Annotated in this window: 16 protein-coding genes and 2 riboswitches; of the genes, 10 read left to right on the forward strand and 6 right to left on the reverse strand. The window is 52.0% G+C overall.

What is annotated here, in order from left to right:
• Positions 1-65: 65 nt before the first annotated feature.
• From AACZ19_RS10785 to AACZ19_RS10820, 8 genes are all read left to right on the forward strand, one after another.
• Positions 66-587, forward strand: a complete 522-nt coding sequence (locus AACZ19_RS10785; protein ID WP_339633793.1) for a DciA family protein — start codon at positions 66-68, stop codon at positions 585-587.
• A gap of 67 nt (positions 588-654) precedes the next feature.
• A complete protein-coding gene (locus AACZ19_RS10790; RefSeq protein WP_339633795.1) occupies positions 655-1,329 on the forward strand; it encodes a thioredoxin domain-containing protein in 675 nt (224 codons plus the stop codon).
• 22 nt (positions 1,330-1,351) lie between these two features.
• Entirely contained in the window at positions 1,352-4,813 is a 3,462-nt protein-coding gene (smc, locus tag AACZ19_RS10795; RefSeq protein WP_339633797.1) for a chromosome segregation protein SMC, read from the forward strand.
• Between the two features lie 158 nt (positions 4,814-4,971).
• Positions 4,972-5,289, forward strand: a complete 318-nt coding sequence (locus AACZ19_RS10800) for an AtpZ/AtpI family protein (protein WP_339633799.1) — start codon at positions 4,972-4,974, stop codon at positions 5,287-5,289.
• 62 nt (positions 5,290-5,351) lie between these two features.
• Positions 5,352-6,089: a F0F1 ATP synthase subunit A gene (locus tag AACZ19_RS10805; protein ID WP_339633801.1), complete on the forward strand. Its 738-nt coding sequence runs from the start codon at positions 5,352-5,354 to the stop codon at positions 6,087-6,089.
• Positions 6,090-6,141: 52 nt separating this feature from the next.
• Entirely contained in the window at positions 6,142-6,366 is a 225-nt protein-coding gene (locus AACZ19_RS10810) for a F0F1 ATP synthase subunit C (RefSeq protein ID WP_161313699.1), read from the forward strand.
• Positions 6,367-6,416: 50 nt separating this feature from the next.
• Entirely contained in the window at positions 6,417-6,908 is a 492-nt protein-coding gene (locus tag AACZ19_RS10815; RefSeq protein ID WP_339633804.1) for a hypothetical protein, read from the forward strand.
• Positions 6,908-7,393, forward strand: a complete 486-nt coding sequence (locus AACZ19_RS10820; protein WP_339633806.1) for a hypothetical protein — start codon at positions 6,908-6,910, stop codon at positions 7,391-7,393. Before AACZ19_RS10815 ends, AACZ19_RS10820 begins: the two co-directional genes overlap by 1 nt.
• Before the next feature lie 140 nt (positions 7,394-7,533).
• On the opposite strand, the gene gcvPB is transcribed toward AACZ19_RS10820, so the two are convergent.
• The 5 genes from gcvPB to AACZ19_RS10845 form a co-directional block, all read right to left on the reverse strand.
• On the reverse strand, positions 7,534-9,117 hold the full coding sequence (gcvPB, locus tag AACZ19_RS10825) for an aminomethyl-transferring glycine dehydrogenase subunit GcvPB (RefSeq protein WP_339633808.1): 1,584 nt from the start codon (positions 9,115-9,117) through the stop codon (positions 7,534-7,536).
• On the reverse strand, positions 9,117-10,451 hold the full coding sequence (gene gcvPA / locus AACZ19_RS10830) for an aminomethyl-transferring glycine dehydrogenase subunit GcvPA (RefSeq protein WP_339633810.1): 1,335 nt from the start codon (positions 10,449-10,451) through the stop codon (positions 9,117-9,119). Before gcvPA ends, gcvPB begins: the two co-directional genes overlap by 1 nt.
• Before the next feature lie 5 nt (positions 10,452-10,456).
• A complete protein-coding gene (gene gcvH, locus AACZ19_RS10835) occupies positions 10,457-10,834 on the reverse strand; it encodes a glycine cleavage system protein GcvH (protein WP_339633812.1) in 378 nt (125 codons plus the stop codon).
• 21 nt (positions 10,835-10,855) lie between these two features.
• Entirely contained in the window at positions 10,856-11,965 is a 1,110-nt protein-coding gene (gcvT, locus tag AACZ19_RS10840) for a glycine cleavage system aminomethyltransferase GcvT (protein WP_339633813.1), read from the reverse strand.
• 63 nt (positions 11,966-12,028) lie between these two features.
• Positions 12,029-12,134: riboswitch (glycine riboswitch) on the reverse strand.
• A 3-nt stretch (positions 12,135-12,137) separates the two neighbouring features.
• Positions 12,138-12,229: riboswitch (glycine riboswitch) on the reverse strand.
• A 67-nt stretch (positions 12,230-12,296) separates the two neighbouring features.
• Positions 12,297-12,812, reverse strand: a complete 516-nt coding sequence (locus AACZ19_RS10845; RefSeq protein ID WP_339633814.1) for a hypothetical protein — start codon at positions 12,810-12,812, stop codon at positions 12,297-12,299.
• A 322-nt stretch (positions 12,813-13,134) separates the two neighbouring features.
• Between AACZ19_RS10845 and ispH the strand changes: the two genes are divergently transcribed.
• Complete coding sequence (gene ispH, locus AACZ19_RS10850; RefSeq protein WP_339633815.1) at positions 13,135-14,094, forward strand: 4-hydroxy-3-methylbut-2-enyl diphosphate reductase; 960 nt, start codon at positions 13,135-13,137, stop codon at positions 14,092-14,094.
• A gap of 3 nt (positions 14,095-14,097) precedes the next feature.
• Complete coding sequence (thrB, locus tag AACZ19_RS10855; RefSeq protein WP_339633818.1) at positions 14,098-15,063, forward strand: homoserine kinase; 966 nt, start codon at positions 14,098-14,100, stop codon at positions 15,061-15,063.
• 21 nt (positions 15,064-15,084) lie between these two features.
• Here thrB and AACZ19_RS10860 read toward each other — a convergent pair whose 3' ends face one another.
• A complete protein-coding gene (locus AACZ19_RS10860; RefSeq protein WP_339633820.1) occupies positions 15,085-15,813 on the reverse strand; it encodes a hypothetical protein in 729 nt (242 codons plus the stop codon).
• Positions 15,814-15,976: the final 163 nt, after the last annotated feature.

Genomic DNA, 15,976 nt, shown 5'->3' on the forward strand with positions numbered 1-15,976 from the left:
CAAACTTGCAATGATTAGCAATAATATTATCCCTGACCATCATTGATGAACGCTGAAGGAATAGAGTGAGACAAACTCAAAATAGAGCCGGTCCGCGGGCTATTGCCAGTCTTGTCGGGAAATCGTCGCGAGCAGCGCTTGTTAGGCGGGGCTTCGCCCAAGCTGATATCCTGACTCACTGGCCATCAATAGTCGGCCAGAACCTCGCAAATTGGTCAAGCCCGGAAAAGCTCAACTATTCCCGTCAGAAAAACAGCGAAGCGACCCTTCGCATACGCGTCGCGCCGGGCTGGGCGCCGGAGTTCCAGCATTTCGAGCCTCTGATTATAGAACGAATTAACAGCTTTTTCGGCTATCGCGCCATTGCAAAACTGCAGTTGATCCAAGCGCCGGTGCAAAAGCCGGAGGTGCGGCGAGAAAAACCTGCCGTTCCTTTGAGCGAAGCACAAAAAGAGTGGATCAAGGAGACAATCAAGAATGTTTCCGACACAGAGCTTAAAAAGCGCCTTGCAGCTGTCGCAACTTCGATGCTGGGAGCACGGAACAGGGATATCAAGAACGAAGATAACGACTTGAAAGAGGGTTAGCCTCTGTAAAACACACAAACCCATATTATGTTGCGATTGTTCACAGGAATCGTTTGAGGATTGAAGAATGAAAAGTTATAATGACACCATATCTAGTAGGAAAGTTGAAAAATTGGCTATATCTCGACGAAATTTTATTAAAAATGGCAGTATATTGCCATTTGCCGCAACGGCAGCAGCAGGACTTTTTTCCGCCGGAGATGCCCATGCAGCGAAACCGCAGATTCTGCAAAGCGACCACGTGCTCGGCTTTCCGACGGCCCCCATCACGATTATTGAATATGCGTCGTTGACATGTGGTCATTGTGGCAATTTTCATAAATTTACATTCGGTGACCTGAAGAAAAACTATGTGGACTCGGGTAAAGCGAAATTCGTCTATCGGCACTTTCCGCTTGATCGTTTTGCCTTCATCGCAGCAATCCTCTCGGAATGCACTAATGATGACAGCGCGTTCTTTGAAATGATCGGCACTCTGTTTGTGCAACAGGAAGAATGGACAAGGGCAGATGATCCCGCCCTTGCCCTCATCGAGATAGGCGAGAAGAACGGAATCGCGCTTGAGGAATTCGTAACTTGCCTCACAAATCAGGAACTGGTGGACGGAATAGCCTCGGAAAGCCTGATAGGATCAACGCAGTTTGGTGTCGATTCGACCCCTACGTTATTTATCCAGGGCGAAAAATACGAACGTGACCGAAGCTTCGAGGCAATGGACAGTTATCTTAAGACATTAGCGTAGATTACCGAGTGATGGAGAGGCTGTGAAGTTTGCACATTTAAGACTGTCCGGGTTCAAATCCTTTGTAGAACCCACGGAACTCCTGATAAAGGATGGCCTGACAGGCATCGTTGGGCCAAACGGATGTGGCAAATCCAATCTTGTCGAAGCCTTGACGTGGGTGATGGGCGAAACCTCTGCGCGCAACTTGCGTGGCGGTGCCATGGATGATGTGATCTTTGCGGGCACAACCTCTCGGCCGCCCCGTAATGCAGCTGAAGTCACACTCGGCCTTGATAACAAAGATCGGGTCGCCCCGGCAGCCTACAACGATTCGCCGGAGCTGGATGTCACGCGCCGCATTCGCCGCGAATCCGGATCGGATTATCGCATTAATGGCAAAGTCGCCCGGGCGCGCGACGTGCAGCTTCTCTTCGCGGATCTGGCGACAGGCGCTCACTCCACGGCCATTGTCAGTCAGGGTCGCGTTGGTTCCCTGATCAACGCCAAGCCTAAGGAACGGCGGCATCTGCTGGAAGAAGCGGCCGGTATTTCCGGGTTGCATTCTCGCCGCCACGAGGCCGAACTCCGGTTAAATTCCGCTGAAGCCAACCTTGAGCGGGTTGACGACGTCATTGAGCAGCTTGAAGTCCAGCTCACCAACCTGAAAAGGCAAGCCCGCCAGGCTAACCGCTACCGCAATATCTCCGGCCATATCCGTAAGACCGAAGCTCTGCTGCTATATCGTAAACATCAACAAGCTAAGGAAAAAGCGGCGGATGCACGCCATAAATATGAACAGGCGGTTATGGCCGTAAATGAGTTGACCCGGCAGGCGGCGGCGGCTGAGTCAGCTACCTTAAGGGCGAACGAGGCGCTAAAACCACTTCGTGACGCGGAGGCCGAAGCCGCCTCCGCCGCACATCGATTAACGGTAGCGCGGGAAAATCTGGATGCGGAGGAGGAGCGCGCGAAGCGGACCAAGCAACAGCTGGAGGACCGTAAAAGCCAGATATCGAGTGATATGATCCGCGAGAAGGACCTTGAAAAAGATTCGGCTGAGGCGATCACACGTCTGGAGGCGGAAAAAGCCGAACTGAAAAAAGAGATAGAGAACGCAGGGCCACAAGCGGAAGCTATTCTCTCAAAGGTCAATGAGCGCTCTGCAGCACTTCAGAAATTCCAAAGCAGCTTCGATGCAAAAACAGAAGCTGTGGCCGCTGAAACTGCGGAACGCAATAGCCTAAGTCAGCAAATTGAAGCCGCCACCGCCCAGCTTGAAAAACTCACAAGACGGCTGTCAGATCTGACGGCAGAGAAGGCATTACTGGAAGAAAAACTCGGAGAATGCGGAACGGACTCCCCTTCAGCCAAACCATTAAAGGAAAAAATAGCGGCATTAAACGCACTTAATGCAGCGACTGATGAAGCGGAAATGCTTCGGCAGTCTGCTGATGGTGCTGAGCGCGAAGCGCGTGAGAAAGTCAAGCTGGCAGAGCGCGATGTGACGGCCCTCGAAGCGGAAGAGAGCGCTTTGATCCGGCTTCTTGAGTCCGGAGATGATGGCGAATGGAGGGGTATCATCGAAGAGCTAACAGTCAGCAAAGGTTATGAAGTTGCGCTTGGCGCCGCGATCGGCGATGAGCTTGAAGCGCCAACGGATGAGGCGGCCTCGACTTACTGGCATCTGGTTGATCATACGGAGGTTCCGCAAGAATTTCCGGTCAACCTTCCCACGCTCGATCAATTTGTCACGGGTCATGACGCCTTAAAGGCGCGTCTATCCCAGATCGCAATCATAGACGTACAAGATGGGCCGGGTTTGCAGGCCAAACTAAAACCCGGACAACGGCTTGTGACCCGGAACGGTGATCTATGGCGATGGGACGGTTTTACCCAAAAATCAGGCGCGAAAACAGCCGCAGCGGCCCGGCTGGAACAACGAAATCGCCTGGAAGAAATCGCAAAGGAATTACTAAAGAAGCGGGACACGCTCGCAAATATGACAAACGACCTGACGTCCTGCTCGGATTTGCTCAACAAAAGCACAGAGAAGCTGAAAATGCTGCGCCGTCAGCAACGCGAACAGGACCAGGAGCTTTCAAAGCTTCGCGCCGTTCATGCGGAAGAGATTCGTGAAAATGCCGCCAAACAGTCCCGCTTATCCTCGCTGGAAGAAAGCATTGCTGAGCAGTCCGCAGAACGGGAAGCCTTGTCAAATGACTTAAGGGGAAAACAGGATGCCCTCACCAGAATGCCGGATCTGGCCGGAAGCCGTGCCGAAATAGAAACGCTGAGGGCGGAGCTTCATGAAAAGCGGGATGAGCTTGCCATCCTCAGAAGCGAATCGGATCGAATGGCACGGGAAGCAGCGGCGCGGTGTGATCGGCTGGCAACTATTGATCGAGAGTTCATGGGCTGGATTGATCGGAATAAAAATATGGCCGAACATTTTGTCCAGCTTGAAATGCGTTTTAAGGATACGGCGGAAGAGCTCGCCGAGATACAGGGAAAGCCTGAGGAGATTGCGGCAAAGCGAAACAACCTGATGGATGAAATCGCCCGCGCCGAAGGACGAAGAAACAGTGTCAAGGACAAGCTGGCGGAAGCCGAATCGATTCTTGGAGAATGTGATGCGGCATTGAAAAAATGCCAGGATGCACTCGCAACCTGTCGGGAAGAGCGCGTCCGGCATCAATCAGACGTCGAGCATATGACGGAAGTGCTGAAAACCCTTGCAGAGCAGGTAAGGGAAAAGCTCAACTGTACTCCTGACCAGATAAAATCTGCCGGCGGGATCGAAGAAGGTGAGGAAATTCCTCCTGTCGAGGACAGCGAACGCAAGCTAGACCGGCTGAAACGCGAACGTGATGGCATGGGGCCAGTCAACTTGCGCGCAGAGATTGAAGCCGAAGAAGTGCAGGAACAGCTTACAACGCTCACGAATGAACGTGAAGACCTTCTGGCGGCCATCGCGCGGTTACGGCAGGGAATTTCAGGATTGAACAAAGAAGGCCGTGAAAGACTGCTGACCGCTTTTACAAAAGTCGACCAGCATTTTCAGGAACTGTTCAAGCAGGTCTTCGGTGGCGGTCAGGCACATTTGACCCTGACAGAATCTGATGATCCACTTGCGGCCGGGCTGGAAATCATGGCAAGCCCGCCCGGGAAAAAACTTCAACTCATGTCGCTGCTTTCCGGCGGCGAACAGGCGTTGACCGCTGTGGCGCTGCTCTTCGCTGTTTTCCTCACCAATCCCGCGCCTATATGCGTATTGGACGAGGTGGACGCGCCGCTTGACGATGTTAATGTTGAGCGGCTATGTCATCTCCTTGAGAGTATTGCTCAGGATTCGGACACCCGTTTTCTTGTCATAACTCACCATCCCATCACCATGGCACGGATGGACAGATTATTTGGCGTGACGATGATGGAGCGCGGAATTTCCCAGCTTGTCTCGGTCGATCTTGAGAAAGCCAAGGAGATTACCGAAAGCGCCGCTTAAGCTCTTTATGGCATTGCAACAACACCGAAAGACGACAAATTAAAAACTGTCGAAAAAGCCGCCTGTAAGGTCTTGACACCCAAGGGGGCAGACCGTATGTTTCCCGCGCTTTCTGTAGGGGTGGATGGCAGCATTGAGCTTTGTGTCAGGAGACATAAATGAGTAAGCCTGAACCTCCCTCGGAAAAAGATTTCAGCGCTCGGCTGAAAAAGGCGCAGCAGCAGCAGGAGCAAGCATCCTGGCAACGCAGCGACTTGAAAGTAGAGCGAAACGGAGGCGCGGGCAAAGCCTGGAGGCTGTCGGTAGAGATGGTCGCGGCGTTGTTGGTTTGCGGGTGGTTTGGCTGGTTGCTCGACAAGTGGTTGGACACGAAGCCTTGGGTGATGCTGGTATTTTTGATTGTCGGCGCCGGTGTTGGTCTATACAACGTCATAAAGGTCGCAAGGCGCATGAATAGCGGCGAACTTGAAGAATAGGTATCGGGCTTTTAGTGTCAGGTACCTTGGGAAAGTTGAAACAGTAGAACGGGAACAGCATCGTGGCGGCAGAAAATAGCCCTCTTGCGCAATTCGAGATTAAGCGCCTTGTTGAAATGAACGTTGGCGGCCTTGATGTCTCTTTTACAAATGCCTCCCTTTTCATGGTATTCGCAATTGTCGCGGTGACCCTTTTCCTGACATTTAGTATGCGGAGCCGGGCGATGGTGCCGGGCAGGATGCAGTCTATGGCTGAACTCAGCTATGAGTTCATCGCCAACATGATCAAGGACAATGTTGGATCTGAAGGACGGAGATATTTCCCCTTCATCTTCACTCTGTTCATGTTCGTGCTGTTTTGTAACCTCCTCGGGATGATCCCCTATACCTTTACAGTTACCAGTCAGATCATCGTGACATTTGCGCTGGCTGCGCTTGTCTTCATTGGTGTGACGCTCATTGGAATTTTCAAGCATGGGTTCAAGTTCCTGACTTTCTTTGTCCCAAGCGGCGTCCCTGTTGCCCTGCTGGTCATTCTGGTGCCGATCGAGATTATCTCCTATTTTGTCCGCCCCATCAGCCTCTCTGTCCGACTGTTTGCCAATATGTTGGCCGGTCATACGTTGCTGAAAGTATTTGGCGGATTTGTCGTTAGCCTCGGGCTTTTCCTCGGCTGGTTGCCACTTGGTTTTATTGTTGTCCTGACAGGCTTGGAATTCCTGGTCGCCTTTTTGCAGGCCTATGTGTTTGCCATTCTGTCATGCCTCTATCTTAACGATGCGCTTCACCTGCATCATTGAGTTTTCGTTAATCTTCAACATTGGTTGTTCTTGATTTAGAAGGAAGAATATTATGGAATTAGAAGCCGCTAAGATGATCGGTGCCGGCCTTGCGACTATCGCACTTGCAGGTGTGGGTGTGGGGATCGGAAATATCTTCGGGTCCTATGTTTCTGGCTCTTTGCGCAATCCGGCTGCAGCACCGAAAGTTTTCGGTAACGTTCTGCTCGGCTTCGCCCTGACAGAAGCTGTTGCACTGTTCGCGCTGGTTATCGCATTCCTGATCCTGTTCGGTTAATCAAACTTTCTCATTGAAAGATCACCGATCGATTGGATTAAGGAGCCGGTATGCCGCAACTTAATATTGCAGATTTTCCACCGCAGCTAATATGGCTCGCGATCACATTCGTCATTCTGTATTTCCTGATGGCGAAAGTGGCGATACCCGGCATTTCAGATGTTCTGGAAAGCCGGCAGAATCGTATTACATCGGATCTGGAAGAAGCAAGACGGCTGAGTGAAGATGCGGACAAGGCTAAAGCCGACTATGAGGAAGCACTTTCTCAGGCCCGCTCAAAGGCCCATGGCATCGTTTCCGAATTGAAAGCCTCCATGGCCAAGGAACAGGAAGCCAGCAAAGCGGAACTGGATGCAGAATTGGCAAAAAAGGCTAAGGCTGCAGAAGCTAGCATTCGCAAAGCTAAGGAAACAGCGCTCAGTCATGTCCGTGAGATTGCGGCTGATACGGCTAAGTCCGCAGTAACAAAGCTTATTGCAATTGATGTCTCCGACAAGGATGCGGAAACAGCGGTTGCGGCCAGCATGAAGGGAGACGCCTGATGCTACAAGATCCCACCTTTTGGGTCGCTATCGCGTTTCTGGGTTTTATTGCCCTTCTGGTCTATTTTAAGGTCCCACCACTGGTTGCCAAACAGTTGGACGCCCGCGCCGACAAGATTCGGAGCGAGCTGGACGAAGCTAAAAAGCTGCGGGAGGATGCTCAGGCACTCTTTGCGGATTACCAGCGGCGGCAGCATGATGCCATGCAGACGGCAGAAGATATTGTCTCCAGAGCCAAGGAAGATGCGGAAATTCTGCGGAATGAAAGCATCAAGGAGCTAGAGGCAAGTCTTGCCCGCCGCCAGGAACTGGCAGAACTCAAGATTCGCCAAGCCGAAGAAAAGGCCGTGGCCGAAGTGCAGGGTATTGCCGTCGACGTCGCAATCGCTGCGGCAGCCAAGCTGATGCAGGATGGACTCAAGGGCGATAAAGCCGATGCTTTGATTGATCAGTCAATCTCCGGCCTCGAAAAGCAGCTCAATTAGCTAAAGAGAAACTCAGAAATCAAAGCCTCGTAGCTTTTACGAGGCTTTTTTTGTGTCTCAACCCGGTTCTTGTCTCCATCACACGAAAAAAGCCTCGCCTTTCAAGGCGAGGCTAAAGTATGCAGCAAACGAAGGGAGGCTTAGGATGCTGCAGAAAGTGTCTCATTTTCGCTATTCGTGCCTTCTGGCTCTGTCCAGCGCAATACAGGATTACGGGCAGCGCCAGTTTCATCGAGCCGACGCCGAGGGGCGAAATGCGGCGCACTAAGAAAGGCATCTGCCTCACCCGCTTTTGCCTTATCCAGTAAATGACTCATGGTCCCAATAAACTGATCAAGAGTCTGGCGTGATTCGCTTTCCGTCGGCTCAATCAGCATCGCCCCGTGGACAACAAGCGGAAAATACATGGTCATGGGATGATACCCCTCGTCAATCATTGCCTTTGCAAGGTCAAGCGTGGAAACGCCTGTGCCTTTCAAGGTGCTATCGTCAAACAATGCTTCATGCATACAAATCCCCGGGAACGGAGAATGCAGCTTGTCCTGCAGCCCTACCCTGACGTAGTTGGCGTTCAGGACAGCATCCTCTGCGATTTGCCTCAATCCGTCCGCACCATGGCTCTGCATATAGGCGAGAGCCCGGATAAACATGCCCATCTGACCATGAAAACCCTTCATCCGGCCAAAGCTTTGACCGGCGGCGCCTTCCGCCTGCTCAACCAATGCGAAGCCATCTTTACCATGGGTAACGAAAGGAACCGGTGCAAACGGTGCCAGTGCATCGGACAAGACAACGGGGCCAGAACCCGGTCCCCCGCCCCCATGTGGGGTTGAGAACGTCTTATGAAGGTTGATATGCATGGCATCGACACCAAGGTCACCTGGGCGCACTCGACCGAGAATCGCATTTAGGTTGGCGCCATCACAATAGAAATAGCCGCCAATCTCATGCACCATATCCGCAATCTTTTTCACATCCGTCTCGAACAGACCGCAGGTATTGGGATTGGTCAGCATGACGCCAGCTACATCGGGGCCAAGCTTATTGGCAAAGGCATCCAGGTCCATCCGCCCGTCTTTTCGCGCCGGAACCGCCTCAACCTTGTAACCGCACAGCGCGGCAGTGGCCGGGTTGGTCCCATGCGCCGATTCAGGCACCAGAATCCGCGTGCGCGCCTCTCCCTTCGCTTCATGGGCCGCCCGAATGGCCATGACACCGCACAACTCTCCATGAGCGCCTGCAGCAGGAGACATCGCAACCGCTGGCATTCCCGTAATCGTTTTCAACCAATGGGCAAGGCTGTCGATAATTTCCAATGCCCCCTGCACCGTGCTCATTGGTTGCATTGGATGGAGGTCACCAAGTCCCACAAGCCGGGCGACTTTTTCATTGATCCGCGGGTTGTGCTTCATGGTGCAGGAGCCAAGCGGGTAAAAGCCCGCGTCAATGGCGTAGTTTTGCCGGCTTAACCGCACAAAATGCCGGAGAACCTGCGGCTCTGAGAGGTCTGGCATTCCAATTGGGTTCTTGCGATCCAGTCCGCCGAGGCGGCTTTTGACGGATTTCGGCTCAGCCATATCCACGCCAACGCGCCCGGGTACCCCCTGCTCAAAGATAAGGGGGGATTCAAGCTCAAGGCCCTTGTTCCCGGTATATGTCTCTATTGGAGTGTCAGTATCATCAACAGCTACAGGCTGGGTCGGGCGACCTTTATTGTTCAGCATCAGAGCACCTCCTTCAGCGCGGCGACAAATTGCTCCATATCCGAGAGGGAGCAGGTTTCCGTTACAGTCACAAGCAACAGATCAGTCATATCCGGATCATCCGGAATCAGACGAGAAACCGGCACACCGCCCAATACGTCCCTCGCAGCTAGTTTTTCAACAACAGATGACGCATCGCCGGAAAGCCGGACGGTAAATTCATTGAAGAAAGTGTCATTGACTATTTCAACACCGTCTATCGCCTCCAACTGTTCCGCCAGAGTGACTGCCTGGGAGTGATTCAGCTTTGCCAGCTTTGCAAAGCCGGTCTCGCCCAAAAGGCTCATATGTATTGTAAAGGCAAGCGAACAGAGCCCCGCATTTGTGCAAATATTACTGGTCGCTTTCTCGCGCCGGATATGTTGTTCCCGTGTAGAGAGCGTCAGAACAAAGCCGCGCTTGCCGTCCTGATCGACGGTCTGACCGCAAAGTCGTCCTGGCATCTGGCGGACAAATTTCTGCCGTGTTGCAAGCAGGCCAACATAAGGGCCACCGAATGAGAGCGGCACGCCAATAGACTGCCCTTCTCCGGCAACGATATCCGCTCCCATATCGCCAGGCGGGATGATCGCGCCAAGCGAAACAACTTCATTCACGACGACAATCAGAAGAGCGCCTGCTTCATGGCATTTATCGGCGAGCGCTGTAAAATCCTGGACGCGGCCAAAGAAGTCAGGATTTTGAACGACGACACAGGCTATGTCTGACCCTATATAGTCATCAAAATCTTCTTTGCCTTCCAACACGGGTGGTAGGTTTTTCGCCTCGAATTCCGTGAATTGCAGGGTCGTGCGCGTCACATCCCGGTAATGCGGATGCAGGTTGCCTGAGACGATTGCCTTCTTGCGCCGGGTTACCCGGCACGCCATCAAAACCGCTTCGGCACAGGACGTAGCGCCGTCATACATGGACGCATTTGCGACTTCCATCCCGGTTATAAGCGCCACCTGTGTCTGGAACTCAAACAATGCCTGCAGTGTGCCCTGACTGATTTCCGGCTGATACGGCGTATATGATGTCAGAAACTCGGACCGCTGTATGATATGATCCGCGACCGACGGGACATGATGCTGATATGCTCCCGCGCCTAGAAAACAGGGCGTCATATACGGAGAGAGATTTTTTGCCGCCAGATTGCGAAAGTTTTTCTCAACCGTCATTTCGCTTTCATGTAAAGGCAAGTCAAGCAAGTCGCCAAGTCGCGCCTCTTGCGGAATATCGGCAAACAGGTCATCAACGGACGAAACACCGATTTTTGCCAGCATTTCCTGCCGCTCTTCCGCGGTATGGGGCATATACCTCATTCGTCGAGACCCTCGATAAAGCTTTTGTAAGCCTCTTCATCCATCAGGTCGTCAATTTCTGTACTATCTGTAACCTTGACTTTTGCGAACCAGCCGCCTTCCAAAGCTGCCTCATTGACCAATGTCGGCGCGCCTTCCAGATCCTCGTTTACCTCAATTATCTCACCGCTGACCGGAGAGTAAACTTCGGACGCAGCCTTGACACTCTCGACCACAGCAAGCTCGTCACCTTTCGCTATGTCCGAACCTACTTCCGGAACTTCCACATAGACCACATCACCCAGCTGCCCTTGGGCATAGTCACTGATACCGATTGTTGCTACATCGCCTTCCAGCAACACCCATTCGTGATCTTCCGTAAACCTGTATGACATTCATAACACTCCGTTAAAAATTTAACCTCGATAATAGCGTTGCTCCACAAAGGGCATTTTGGCGACGGTAGCGACGCGCGCTTTGCCTCTGACGAGCAAATTGATTTTCGTACCCACCGCAGAGAATGCAAGTGGGACATACCCCATGGCAATGGGTGCCTCCAGGCAGGGGGAATAACCACCGGAGGTAACTTCACCGATCACATTGCCGGCTTCATCGGCAATCTCGGTATGTTCCCGCGCCGGGGCACGACCTTCCGGGAGGATGCCAACCCGTTTCATTGCCGGTTTACTGGCGATTTGCGCCTGTACGACATCAGATCCGGGAAATCCTCCTTCCTCGCGGCGGCGCTTGCTGATCGCCCAGAGCAGACCGGCAGAATTTGGCGTCGTCTGCTCATTCAGATCATGACCATACAGACAGAGGCCCGCTTCAAGCCGCAACGAATCGCGCGCGCCAAGCCCGATCGGCGCGACTTCGTCCTCCGCCAGCAGTTTTCGGCAAAAGGAAACAGCGTGTTCATTCGGGATGGAGATTTCATAGCCGTCTTCCCCGGTATAACCGGAACGTGTCACAAAACAGGAGATACCATCCAGGGAAATTTCCCGGAAGGTCATAAACGGCATTTCCTTCACCTCATCTGCATATCTCGAAAGGACAGTTGCAGCTTTAGGCCCTTGCAAGGCGACAAGCGTCCTGTCTTTGAGCTCTCGAACTTCCGCCTTGCCCGTAAGCCCTTTCTCAAGTAGGGCGATATCATGCTCCTTGCAGGCGGCATTTACGACGACGAACAAGTCCTTTTCCCGGCGCGTAACGATCAGATCATCAAGGATGCCACCATCCTTATTTGTGAGAAAGCTGTAGCGCATCTCGCCGGGAGCCAGAGCCTGGATATCTCCGGGAATCAGCTTTTCAATCGCTGTTGCAGGATCATCTCCGGATATAACCAGCTGTCCCATATGAGAAACATCGAACAGCCCTGCAGACGAACGAGTATGCAAATGTTCCTTGAGGATTCCCGCTGGATACTGAACAGGCATATCATAACCCGCGAACGGCACCATCTTGGCGCCCAGTTCTACATGCAGATCGTGAAGGATGGTTTTTTTTGTGGCAGGTACTTCACTCATACGTCAATCCCGGTTTCAGACAAAAGGCGACGTCCCAACGCTAGCTCTGCTGGAACCTACCCCCTCTGTCTTATAACCTGAGAGATTTGACGGTTACGGATGCGTTAACAATTGCGCCCATACCGCTTACCCCTTCGGTGAAACCACAATTGTGATTTGCTTTCCAGAGTTTCATCCCCCTGCGGTCCGGTTGCCTGAGAGTTTCCGGGGTGGTTGCTCCTTCGGCGATGGTTTGACTATGCCCATCTCTCCCGCGGGGATCGACTGAATGTGTAAGGATAATAAGACTGATTTCGGTTTAGTCAAACAAGTAATGTTCTTTTGTGTGACTTCAGCTTTGAAGCTCCATCTGCTCCCTGGTCAATTGAAAACCAATGATGATGACATAGTCCCCACCGGTTTTGAGACCCGTCAGAGGGATCCGCTGTTGCAATTCTTCCTGAACAGTGGCGCGTCGTCGCCCCTCTTCGACTTCCAGCGGACTATAGAAAACTTCCTTCGCAAGGATTTCGCCCGACCTTTCGGCAATAGCCACAAAGAACGGAAACTCTTCCGTCTGGCTTTCTGCCGCTGGTCCTTTGGTCGCGCCGATCCGTAGGATCAGCTCGACAACAACTGCCGTATCATCATCCACATACTGACATTGCCCGCTGAACGGAACGATGATTCCCTCAAAGCGAACATCGACAAGATCCCGCCCCTCTCCTTCCCGAAAAATAGTAATAGTCTCCGCCCCCGGAAGAACTTCAACCCTTGGACAAGGTAGCGGTGGCTTTGACGATCCAAAAACACTGAAGATATCCGTATCGACGCTTCCACTGCAGGCCGCTGTCAGGAACAAAGGCATGGCCAAAACACACACACGGGGAAATTTATGGAATATTTTTAACAAGGGCATAGTGTCCCGATGGGTTAAAGACTAATTTTTATCACAAGTTCCGTTGCAAGGCGACGGCACAACTACATTTCAGATCAACGGAGATGTCCAATATATAAAGGCTTTCCTCCATATTTATGGCCACCCTCATTTCAATTTACCTCGCCTTGTTATGGCATTACCCTTGAAACTGTTGTATGAGTCCGGCAAATCTAGAATGGACTGACGCAATAAGCAAGGTTTCACCGGAACACTCTATAAAACTTGGTAAGTGACCCGGAACGGAAAGAGCATGAATAAAGAAAAACGCACATTGTTACTGGCGGCACCGCGCGGATTTTGCGCCGGTGTTGATCGTGCAATCCAGATTGTCGAACGCGCGCTGGAAAAGTATGGCGCGCCGGTCTATGTCCGCCACGAAATCGTCCACAACCGCTTTGTCGTTGAGAATCTGGAAAAAAAAGGCGCTGTATTTGTCGATGAACTAAAAGATATCCCGAAGGATGTGCCGGTTATCTTCTCGGCACATGGCGTCGCTAAGTCGGTCCCGACCGAAGCTGAGAACCGGAAAATGTTCTATATTGATGCCACCTGTCCGCTGGTCAGCAAGGTCCATCGGGAGGCCGAGCGCCATGAACGTGACAATAACGAAATAATTCTGATTGGACATCGCGGGCATCCGGAGGTTATCGGAACCATGGGACAGCTTGCCGAAGGCCAAATCACCTTGGTGGAAACGGCAGAAGAAGCGCGAGCATTTACACCGAACCAACCTGGCAAGGGACTCGCCTATCTAACCCAGACAACGCTCTCCGTAGACGAGACCCGGGAAATTGTCGGCATCCTGAAAGAACGATTCCCGGCCATCGAGAGCCCGAGGAAAGAAGATATTTGCTACGCAACCACAAACCGGCAGGCAGCCGTGAAAATTCTGGCTGAACGCTGCGAAGGGTTGCTGGTAATTGGGGCGCCGAATTCGTCGAATTCCATGCGGCTTGTGGAAGTCGCCGAGAGGTCCGGCTGCGCCGAGGTTGCCATGGTCCAGCGTGCATCCGATATCCCGTGGGAACGATTTAAGAATATTGGCACAATCGGTATTACGGCAGGAGCTTCTGCCCCTGAAACCCTCGTGGAGGAAGTTGTTGATGCATTCTCCCGGCGGTATGACGTATCCGTGGAAGAAATCGTGACCAATCAGGAACAGGTAGTTTTCAAGATGCCTAAAATCCTGGAACGTGAAGGCGCCGCCTGATTCATGGCCGTTTATACTGAAATTTCAGATGAAGAGTTGGACGGCCTGCTTGAACAATATGATCTGGGGCAGGCGCTTTCCTGCAAAGGCATTGCGGAAGGCGTTGAGAACTCCAATTTCCTGTTGCATACAGAGGGCGGCTATTTCATCCTGACCCTCTATGAGAAGCGCGTGCATGCAGAGGATCTGCCATTCTTTCTGGGCCTGATGGAACATCTCGCTGAGGGCGGCTTTACGTCTCCCCGGCCAATTTCAGCAAAGGATGGCCGCAACCTGAAAGAAGTTGCGGGCCGCCCATCAGCGATCATCGAATTTCTGGATGGCCGGTCCGTTCGGCGGATTACACCTCAACATTGCGCGTTGCTGGGACAGACACTGGCGCAGCTTCATACCATCGGCAGCAACTTCAAACTCCAACGGGTGAATACCCTCTCTGTTTCAAATTGGCGTCCGCTTTATACTTCATGCCGTGATGGCGGCCATGAAAACATGTCCGCAGATCTTTTATCCGAGATCGAGACGGAAATTGGCTATCTCGAAGATCATTGGCCCACTACCCTGCCGAGCGGGGTCATTCATGCGGACCTGTTCCCCGATAATATCTTTTTTCTGAATGACAAGGTTAGCGGCGTCATCGATTACTATTTCGCCTGCAACGATTTTTTCGCGTATGATCTTGCGATCTGCCTGAATGCCTGGTGTTTCGAGAACGACGGCAGTTTTAATATTACCAAGGCGCGAAAGTTGTTAAACGGCTATCGGGAAATCCGCGCCTTCTCCCAGCAGGAGCTTGAATTTCTGCCACTGCTTTGTCGGGGTGCTGCTGTACGGTTCTTACTTACGCGGCTGTTCGATTGGCTCAATCAGATTGAAGGGGCGTTGGTTAAACCGAAGGACCCGCAGGAATATTTCAAGAAGCTTCAGTTCCACCAGGCTGTAAAATCCGTCGCGGCATACGGCCTGGAATGACTGAATACTGAACGGCGTCAGTTAGTCAAAAAGCGAGTCGATCTCGTCCTGGGATATCTCATGACCTTCCGGTTGCGGACCACTTAGCTCTACATCCTCGTCAAATTGCGGCTTCAACTCTGCAATATCAAGTACTTCGAGTTCATCCTCACCGCCAAGGATGTCAATCATTTTAGAAATCCGCTCATCGACAAAACCGAGTGTGGCAACCACCTTCGAAATACGCTGGCCGGTCACGTCCTGAAAGTTGCAGGCTTCATATATCTTCATAACAGCTTTGCCTATCGCCTCAAGGCTTTCAACCTCTTCCGGCGAGCTTGCATGCAGCTCAAGGCTCTCGCTCTTGTCTTCAATTGTCTCAACTGCTTCAAGTATCGTATTTGTCGCTGTTTCAGTATCACCTACAACCGCATCAAGCTGGTCCGTAACGGAAACAAGCTTCTGGCCGGTCTTTGATGAACTCAAAGAGGCAATTTCACGTCGAGTTTCCAGAATGACGTCGGATAGTTCCTGCAACTCGTTGCGGAGTATTTCCAACTCTGCAGAAGCCTTCACTTCTACAACCTCTTCGGCAGAGGGTTCAACCGCATCTGTTTCGCCAAGCATTGCCTTAATGTCGTTCAGAGCCTCCATCATATTTTGGAATTGAAGGCCGTTAATGCCGTCTGAGACAGGGCCGAGTTCCATAGGAGTGGTCGAACCGAATTGTTTAATTTCCGCTGAAAATAGCTTTTTTTGCATCTTGCCCACTCAAACCTCTTCATCCGATACGGGCTTATTGGGTCCCGTTCATACTTGGTAAATTTGACGGCAAGGCGCTAATTTTCGGTTAAGAATTTTACTTTTTCCGAAATTGCCGTGCCACGACAATCATGCTAATAGCCGAACGCCGATAGCTGTTCGTTTAGTAAAA

The organism is uncultured Sneathiella sp., assembly GCF_963973085.1.
Lineage (GTDB): Bacteria > Pseudomonadota > Alphaproteobacteria > Sneathiellales > Sneathiellaceae > Sneathiella.